This is a genomic window from Pseudomonas sp. UBA5568 (genome assembly GCF_002425525.1).
GTDB lineage: Bacteria > Pseudomonadota > Gammaproteobacteria > Pseudomonadales > Pseudomonadaceae > Aquipseudomonas > Aquipseudomonas fulva.
In genome coordinates this window covers 1-8,428 of the sequence record NZ_DIMK01000004.1, presented here as the reverse complement: position 1 = coordinate 8,428, position 8,428 = coordinate 1, and the positions used below count along the sequence as shown (strand labels likewise).

Here is an 8,428-nt window from a genome sequence, read left to right as displayed (position 1 = left end):
CCGTTTGCAACAGCGCGGCGGGCACCGGCACCAGGCGGGCTGGACGGCCCAGCGCCCGGCCGAGGGCCCGCAGCAGCTCGCTCAAGGATACAGCCTCGCCATCACTGGCCAGGAACGTCTGGCCCGCTGCCGCTGGGTGATCCACACAGGTGATGATCAGATCGACCAGGTTGCCCAGCGAGACCAGGCTGCGGCGATTGTGTACCGCCCCCAGCGGCAGGGGCACGCCACGCTCCAGCCAGCGCATCATGCTCAGGAAGTTGGCCTTGACGCCTGGGCCGTAGACCAGCACCGGCCGGATCACGACGACCTCCATGCCCGTTTCGGCGGCTACCGCCCGCAGCCCCTGCTCGGCCTCGTGCTTGGAAACGCCATAGGCGTCCTGGGGCGCGGGGGTATCATCGGCATGCAGGGGCCGGCCCAGCTGGCTGGTTTCGCCATTGACCTTGATCGAGCTGATGAAAATGAAGCGGCGCACGCCCGCAGCCGCCGCCTGGCGGGCCAGGTTGAGCGTGCCCTGCACGTTCACACGGCGAAACTCGGCCAGGCTGTCGGTGGCGGTTTCCTTCATCACATGCACACGCGCCGCCGCGTGCACCACGACGTCTACATCGACAAGGGCCGCCTGCCAGTCGGTCTCGGCGCTCAGGTCCGCAACGGTGACCGCGTCTATGCCTGCCAGAGGCGATTGGCTGCTGGGGCGCAAGGCGGCGCGGGGCGTAAGGCCTTCGACCGTCGCCAGGCCCTGGCACAGGGCGCTGCCGACAAAGCCCGAGGCCCCAGTGATCAATAACGTGCGTCGTTCCATGAAATCCGTTCTCGGTTCACACCGGCAAGGCCGGCATGCGGCGATCTTCGCGCCCGTTGTGCCTGACTGACCGGGCTACAACAGGCTGCGATACAGCTCGGCGTAGGCATTGGCCATGGCCGATGCGGTAAAGACGTTCTCGAAGCGTTGCTGGGCGGCGGCACCCATGGCCTGGGCCTGGGCCGGGTCGTCCCACAGCTGCTGCATGGCCTGGGCCAGCGCCGGTGCATCGCGCGGCGGTACCACCAGCCCGGTCTGGTCGGCCAGGTTGATGAAGGTGGTGCCGGAGCCCATTTCGCAGGAGATCAGCGGCTTGCCGTACATGGCCGCTTCCAGCAGCGAGATGCCGAAGGACTCCGAACGCAGGTGCGACGGGAAGGTAAAGGCATAGCACAGTTCCAGCAGCGCCACCTTGTCTTCGTCCGGCAAGCCACCCAGGAACTGCACCTGGCTCAGGCCCGCGTCGCTGGCCTGCTGGCGCAGCTGCTGCTCCAGGAAGCCGCCGCCCATGATGACCACGGGCAAGCCGCTGATACGCGCGGCCTCCAGCAGGTAGTCCAGCCCCTTGTAATAACGCAGCGCCCCGACGAACAGGAAGAACCGTTCGCCCAACCGTTGCCGCCAGTACGCCAGCTTTTCGGCGCTGGCTTTGGGGTACGTGGACCGGTCCAGACCATACGGGATGATCGACACCTTGTCCTTGAACTGGGTCAATACCGGGCTGTGCGCCGCATAGTTGGGCGAAGAGGCCACTATGCGGTCGACGCTAGAAAAAAAGCGGTTCATCAGCGGCTGGTACAGCTTGAGCAGCCACTTCTGCTTGACGATGTCGGAGTGGTAGCTGACCACGGTCGGCTTGTTCAGCCGGGTGGCGAAGTGCACCAGGTCCATGTACGGCCAAGGGAAGTGGAAATGCACGATATCGGCCTTGCGGGCCAGTTCGGCAAAGTCCTTGAAGGCCGACAACGAAAAGCCGGTGGAGGCGACATGCAGGTCCAGCTTGGCACGGTGCGTGAGGTGGTTGGCCACCGGCTCGTTGCGGGCAGCGCCACGTGAGCTCAGGTACAGCACCTCAGGTTCGATACCGTGGGCCTGGGTGCCTTCGGCGATCTGGAAGATCACCTGCTCGATACCGCCCATGGAATCGGGGTAGTAGGTTTTGAAAAAATGCAGAACCTTGATCATCGTTGCTTGACCGCTTGATACACCTCAAGGGTGCCTTGGGCACACCGTTCCCACGAGAAACCACCGGCATGCTGCAAGCCCTGGGCAATGGCCGTGGCGCGCCAAGCTTCGTCTTCCAGGCCCCGTTGCAGCAGTGCGGTCAAGCCTTCCACGTCATCGGGCGCGCACATGAGCGCTGCATGGCCTGCGACCTCAGGCAGCGAAGAGCTGTTGGAGCACACCACCGGCACGCCGGAGCTCATGGCTTCGAGCACGGGCAGGCCAAAGCCTTCGTAGTGGGACGGGAAGGTGAACAGCCGGGCGCCTGCGAACAGCAATGGCAAGTCTTCACTGGGGGCGAAGCCGAGGTAGCGGGCCCAGCCCTGCTGCTGCGCCTGGGCGATGCGGGCATGGATAGCCTCGCTGCGCCAGCCTTGGTAGCCGGTAAGGATCAGCGGCAAGCGTTGGCGCAGGGCAAGCGGTAGGCGGCCATAAGCGTCGAGCAGGTTTTCGATGTTCTTGCGCGGCTCGATGGTGCCCACGAACAGGCTGTAGCCACCAGGTTCGAGACCATGACGCGCCAGCGTTTGTGTGAGCGCCTGCGGGCTACGGGGATGGAACTGCGGCGAGCTGGCCAGGGGAACCGCATGAATGCGCTCAAGCGGCCAGTTGAAGTAATCGGCCAGCTCCTGGCGAATGTAATGGGACACCGTGATCAGCGCATCGGCCCGCTCAAGCGTCAGCAGGAGCTCTTTTTGCAAGTACCGGGCGATCTGCGGGGTATGGCAATGGGCCCAGGTGAAAGGCGACAAGTCGTGGAACGTGGCGACGCTGCGGCCTGCGAAGGGCGGCAGGTAAAAATTGGTGCTGTGGTAGATGAAGTCATCATGCCCACGCAATGCGCGCTTACGCAGAAACGGCATCAGCCGCCGGTAGGCTTCGACGGCCAAGGCGTTTTTCTGGACGAAACGCTTGAGCCCATGCACGGCATCGGACTGGTCTGCTGGCTTGAGAAGCGCTGGCACGAAGCTGCGCCCGGCAAACAGCCGCAGGTCGTCGATGTCATCGCACTGCTGCAGCCGCGAGGCCAGCTCGTAGGTGTAACGCCCGATACCGGTCAGCGGGAAGCGAACCGACTCGACGGAAAGAATGACCTTCATTGACCGGCGAGCATCCAACCCAGCGTTTCGTCCAGATCGGGTGTTTTCCAACCCGGCACCAGCGCCCGCAGGCGGGCGTTGTCGCCGCACAAGGTCTTGACCTCGTTGGCGCGCACGAACGCAGGGTTTACCTGCACGTCAAGCGTGTGCCCGGTGATGGCGGAGCACTTGGCGATGACTTCGCGCAGCGAATGGGTGATGCCGGAACTCACGTTCACGGTCTGGCCCACTGCCCGCGCCTCGATCAGGCCACGGTAGGCACGCACCACGGCGCGCACGTCGCTGAAGTCACGCCACACATCCAGGTTGCCCAGTTCGATGGCTGGGGCCTTGCGCTGGAAGTGCGAAACGATCTTGGGCAGCAGGAAGTTCTCGGCCTGCCCAACACCTGTGTAGTTGAACGGACGCGTGATGACGATCGGCAGCCGGTCGCACCACAGCTTTGCCATGTACTCCATCGCCAGCTTGCTGACGGCGTAGTCGTTGGCAGGTGCAGGCGGGGTGTGCTCGTCCAGCATCCCTTCGGAAACATTGCCGTAGACATTGGCACTGCTGGCAATGAGTACGCACTCTGGCGTTTTGCCGCAGGCCGCAATGGCTTCGAGCAGGTTGCGCGTGCCGATCAGGTTGACCTGATAGAAGGCATCGGCAGCGCCGTGCCCGACAAACGCAATGGCAGCCAGATGCACGATCACATCCGGCTGCAGTTCGGCCAGCAACGCACGCAGGCCCGGCCCATCGGCCAGATCGACCTGGTGGTAATCGGGCGCCGCCGAAGGCTGGCTCCCGGTACCGATCACTTCATAACCATTGGCCTGCAATTCGGCCGCCATGTAGCGACCTGTGAAGCCATTGATCCCGGTGACGAGTGCGCGTTTGCTGGCCATTTGCATCAGAACGAGAACCCTTTTTCGTTACGACGCAGGTCGGCTTCGACCATCATGCGGCACAGCTCTTCAAGGCTGGTTTTAGGCTCCCAGCCCAGTACCTGCTTGGCTTTGGCCGGGTTGCCGATGAGCAGCTCGACTTCGGCTGGGCGGTAGAATTTCGGGTTGATGACGACCAGTACCTTGCCGGTTGCAGCGCAGGTGCCCTGCTCGGCTTCGTCCTTGCCGCTCCAGTTGATTTCGATACCAGCGGCCTTGAAGGCCATGGTGACGAAGTCACGCACGGTTTCGGTGCGGTTGGTGGCCAGTACGAAGGTGTCTGGCTCGTCAGCCTGCAGCATGCGCCACATGCCTTCGACGTATTCCTTGGCAAAGCCCCAGTCGCGCTTGGCGTCGAGGTTGCCCAGTTCCAGCTTGTCCAGCAGGCCCAGTTTGATCTTGGCGACCGAGTCGGTGATCTTGCGGGTCACGAACTCACGGCCGCGCAGGGGCGACTCGTGGTTGAACAGGATGCCGCTGGTGGCGAAGAGGTTGTACGACTCGCGGTAGTTGATGGTCATCCAGTGGGCGTACAGCTTGGCCACACCGTAGGGGCTACGCGGGTAGAACGGGGTGGTTTCGACCTGCGGGATTTCCTGCACCTTACCGAACATTTCGGAGGTGGAGGCCTGGTAGAAGCGTACCTTCGGGTTGACGATACGGATGGCTTCGAGCAGGTTGACAGCGCCCAGGCCGGTGATTTCGGCGGTGGTCAGGGGTTGCTCGAAGGACACACCCACGAAGCTTTGTGCGGCGAGGTTGTACACCTCGGTGGCTTCGGTGGTTTGCAGCAGGCGGATGCTGGCCGACAGGTCGGTGAGGTCGTACTCGACCAGGTGCAGGTTAGGGTTGGTGTGGATGCCCAACTCCTCGATACGCCAGAAGTTAACCGAGCTGGTACGACGGTAGGTGCCGTAGACCGTATAGCCCTTTTCCAGCAGCAGTTCCGCCAGGTAGGCGCCGTCTTGACCAGTGATCCCAGTAACGATTGCTTTCATGCGACTTAACCAACTCCGATAGTGCCGTGCGGGCATGTGTGATTATTGGGGCTTGACGCGGCAGCTCCGAGCCGCGCGTACTCGCTTGCATGCGGCAGTATACATAGGTCGGGGGGAGTACTCGACTCACAAAGTACTGGCGCGGCGCCAGCTGCTGGTCAGGCCTTATTGAAGGGGTTAGGAACCGGCGCGGGAGAATAAGTTCCAGGGGGGAGAATGGCCAGTGCTTGGGGTGTAGGAATGGTCTGAATTTGGGTGGGTTCTAAAGGCTGGTCGTGTGAGAGCGGCCTTGCGCCGCGATGGGCCGCAAAGCGGCCCCAGGATTGCAGCTTCGCAGCGGATATCCCGGGGGCCGCTCCCACACGGGGGCCGCGTACGGCTCTGAGAAACGTTAACAGGCCCCTGCCGAGCGCCCCCTTTCAACCACCCAAGCTACCGCCCAAGCCCATTCCACCCGTCCAATCAGCGGCGCGCATCCAGCCGCGCCACGTCACCGCCCGGCAGGGTCGGCTCTGGCACAGGGCTCAACCACACATTGACGTTGTCCACGCTGTCCTGGTTGAGCTGACCCGCCCAACGATTGAGCAGGAACAGATTGGTGATGAAGTCATATTGCGTCTTGAGCAAATCACGACGCGCCTTGAACTCGTTCTGCACGCTGGTGAGCACATCCACCGCGTTGACCACCCCGTAACTGAACGCCTTCTGCGCCGCTACGCTGGACTGCTGGGCCGAGGACAGGGCGTTGCGGTTGGCGCGGATCTTGTCCACCGCCGCCTGGGCCGTGAGGAAGGCCGTGGTGGTTTCCTTCACCACCTGACGGCGAATGCCTTCGAGCTGTTCTTCGGCCGCCAACTGCTCGTCATACAAGCCACGCACACGGGCCGAGGTGGAGCCACCGCTGTAGATCGGGATCTTCACCCCAAGGCTTGCCACATAGCTGTCGCTGCGCGGCGCCTGGGTGTTGTCGTAACCCTGGTCACTCTGCTGGGCGCTCAGGCTCAGGGACAGCTGCGGATAGTGCTCACCCTTGCCTTCACGCACGGCCGCCATGGCCGCCTCGGCACCGCTGCGCGAGGCCTTGAGCTGCGGGTTGGTTTCCACGGCCTGGGTCAACCACTCCTGCAAAGGGCGGGTGGGCGCCTGCAGCGCGACATCGTTACGCACCCGGCTCAGCGGCTCGGTGATGGGCCGACCGACGATCTCGGCCAGCGCCTCACGGCTGACCTGCACCTGGTTGCGGGCTTCCACCTCCTGGGCGGCCAGGAAGTCGACGCGCGCCTGCATGTCCAGCTTGTCGGTGATCTTGGCCATCTGCCGGTCGAACATGCTGGTGACACGGTCCAGGTTTTTCTGAGTGGCGCGACGCTCGGCCTGCACCAGCGCCAGCTCGTCGTCGGCGGCCAGGGCTACGAAGTAGCGTTTGGCCAGGTCGACCGTGGCTTCGGCCAGGGTATCTTCGGCCTGCTGGCCCTTCTGGTCCTTGACGCTCTTGGACTTCTGGTACCGCTCCCAGGCCGGCTTGTTGTACAGGTACTGGGTCAGGCTCAACGAATAGCTTTCGTTGTTATAGATGTCGCGGTCGATCTCGTTCTTGCGCAGCACGCGGCTGGTGTTGGCGTTGGCCGACACCTGCGGCAGCAGGCCGCCCAAGGCTTCGCGCTGCTGGGCTTCGGCCGAGCGCGCGCGGGCATAGGCGGCCAGCACCCGAGGGTCTTCCAGCCTGGCCTCACGGTACAGGCCGGCCAGGTCCAGCGTGTAGGTTGACGCCGACACCGCCTTGGGCACGTCAGCCGGCGCGCCCTTCCCTTCCACGGCCACCGCCTGGCAGGCGACCATGCACATCAGCATTCCAGGTAGCAAACGCAGCACAATCATTCCTCGATCAGCGATTCGGCGAACATGTTGCGGGCCGGTTTGAGCAGGTACTGCAGCATGGTGCGGTCGCCGGCGTTGATCAGCACTTCAGCGGGCATGCCGGGGTGCAGCTTGCGGCTGCCGAGCTTCTTCATGCCATCTTCGGTCACCTGCACACGCACCAGATAGTAGGTGTCGCCGCTGCGCTCGTCGGTCAGGCTGTCCGCCGAAATGCGCACCAGCTTGCCCTCGATGACCGGCGTGGTGGCCTGGTTGAAGGCGGTGAAACGAATGTCTGCGGTTTTACCCAACTCCAGACGGTCGATGTCCCGCGTGGCCACCTTGGCCTCCACCACCAGCTCCGACTGTGCAGGCACGATATCCAGAATCGGCGTAGCCGCACTGATCACACCACCGATGGTGTGCACCTTCATGTCCAGCACCATGCCGCTTTCAGGTGCGCGTATCACCACACGCGACAGGCGGTCACGCAGGGCTGCTTCTTTTTCCTGAAGGTCGAAAACCTGAGCCTGAACGTCAGAAAGCTCGTTGGCCACGTCGGAATCGAATTTCTTCTTCAACTGCACGATCTGCAATTCGGTTTCACCAATCTGCAGATTGGTCTTGGTGATGTTGGACCGATGGTCCGCCACTTCGGTCTTGAGCATGTCCAGCTTGCGCTCCTGCTCGAGCAGGCGCTGATTGTCCACGAAGCCTTCGGCCAACAGCTCCTTGAGCTGCTTGATTTCACCGGTGTACGACTTCTCCAGCCCGCTCTTGGTCCCGATCATGTCGTTCAAACCAGCGATCTGCTGTTTCATCTGCTGGATGCGCTCGCGGTTGACCGATATCTCACCCTGCAACGAGTTGCGCCGTGCGTTGAACACCTGCAACTCACCCGCCATGGCCTCTTGAGCACGGACCGAGTCAGTGCCGTCCATTTTGACCGGCGGGATTTCGTTAAGGCCATCGCGCTCTGCCCGCAGGCGTGCTTCTTTATAGCGCGCCACGATCAGCTGGTTGCGGGTGGACTCGTATTCGGCGCTGAGCTGGGATTCATCCAGCACGATCAGCGGGTCGCCCTTCTTGACCAGGTCGCCGTCACGGGCCAGCAGTTCCTTGACGATGCCGCCCTCAAGGTGCTGCACGGTCTTGCGGTAGTTCTGCACGGTGACCACACCGGAACCGTGCACAGCGTTGCTCAGCGGCGCGAAGGCCGCCCAGCTGCCGAAAATGCCGAATGTAACGAAGACGATGGTCAGGCCGATGCGGCGAATGCCACGATCGGACGTGGGCATGTCGTCGAAATTGTGATCGAAGGTAGTGATCGCTTTACTGCTCATCTAGAAATCCTTTCACACGCCGGTGCTGGTGGTGGTGGCAGGCGCGGCAGCGGGGGCTGCGGGCGGCGCGGCATTGGGTGCAGCGGGCGGAGTGGCCGGGGGCGTGGCATTGGGGGCAGCAGGCGGCGCGGCCGGGGGCTGGCCCGGCGCGGGGCGGGGGGCCCCCTGCCGG

7 protein-coding genes are annotated in these 8,428 nt (G+C 63.2%); all 7 read right to left on the bottom strand.

Annotated features, from left to right (window positions below):
- Window positions 1-808, bottom strand: an 808-nt coding sequence (locus B2S33_RS02385) for an NAD-dependent epimerase/dehydratase family protein (protein ID WP_288649742.1), incomplete at its 3' end; no start/stop codon positions are given.
- 75 nt (window positions 809-883) lie between these two features.
- Window positions 884-1,993 carry a glycosyltransferase family 4 protein gene (locus tag B2S33_RS02380; RefSeq protein ID WP_027914286.1) on the bottom strand — a complete coding sequence of 370 codons (1,110 nt, stop codon included), beginning with the start codon at window positions 1,991-1,993 and terminating at the stop codon, window positions 884-886.
- Window positions 1,990-3,132, bottom strand: coding sequence for a glycosyltransferase family 4 protein (locus tag B2S33_RS02375; RefSeq protein ID WP_288649739.1), 1,143 nt, complete (start codon window positions 3,130-3,132; stop codon window positions 1,990-1,992). Before B2S33_RS02375 ends, B2S33_RS02380 begins: the two co-directional genes overlap by 4 nt.
- Window positions 3,129-4,025 (bottom strand): GDP-mannose 4,6-dehydratase, encoded by an 897-nt coding sequence (locus B2S33_RS02370; RefSeq protein ID WP_145280463.1) that lies wholly within the window; start codon window positions 4,023-4,025, stop codon window positions 3,129-3,131. The genes B2S33_RS02375 and B2S33_RS02370 overlap by 4 nt, the downstream gene beginning before the upstream one ends.
- Window positions 4,025-5,056: a GDP-mannose 4,6-dehydratase gene (gene gmd / locus B2S33_RS02365; RefSeq protein ID WP_027914283.1), complete on the bottom strand. Its 1,032-nt coding sequence runs from the start codon at window positions 5,054-5,056 to the stop codon at window positions 4,025-4,027. Before gmd ends, B2S33_RS02370 begins: the two co-directional genes overlap by 1 nt.
- 462 nt (window positions 5,057-5,518) lie before the next feature.
- Complete coding sequence (locus tag B2S33_RS02360; protein WP_027914282.1) at window positions 5,519-6,934, bottom strand: TolC family outer membrane protein; 1,416 nt, start codon at window positions 6,932-6,934, stop codon at window positions 5,519-5,521.
- On the bottom strand, window positions 6,931-8,256 hold the full coding sequence (locus B2S33_RS02355; protein ID WP_028687424.1) for an HlyD family type I secretion periplasmic adaptor subunit: 1,326 nt from the start codon (window positions 8,254-8,256) through the stop codon (window positions 6,931-6,933). Before B2S33_RS02355 ends, B2S33_RS02360 begins: the two co-directional genes overlap by 4 nt.
- Window positions 8,257-8,428 lie beyond the last annotated feature (172 nt).

Bases quoted from the DNA above. Each gene is read 5' to 3' on its own strand.
- B2S33_RS02380 (WP_027914286.1), bottom strand. From the start codon at position 1,993: ATGATCAAGGTTCTGCATTTTTTCAAAACCTACTACCCCGATTCCATG.
- B2S33_RS02375 (WP_288649739.1), bottom strand. From the start codon at position 3,132: ATGAAGGTCATTCTTTCCGTCGAGTCGGTTCGCTTCCCGCTGACCGGT.
- B2S33_RS02370 (WP_145280463.1), bottom strand. From the start codon at position 4,025: ATGCAAATGGCCAGCAAACGCGCACTCGTCACCGGGATCAATGGCTTC.
- gmd (WP_027914283.1), bottom strand. From the start codon at position 5,056: ATGAAAGCAATCGTTACTGGGATCACTGGTCAAGACGGCGCCTACCTG.
- B2S33_RS02360 (WP_027914282.1), bottom strand. From the start codon at position 6,934: ATGATTGTGCTGCGTTTGCTACCTGGAATGCTGATGTGCATGGTCGCC.
- B2S33_RS02355 (WP_028687424.1), bottom strand. From the start codon at position 8,256: ATGAGCAGTAAAGCGATCACTACCTTCGATCACAATTTCGACGACATG.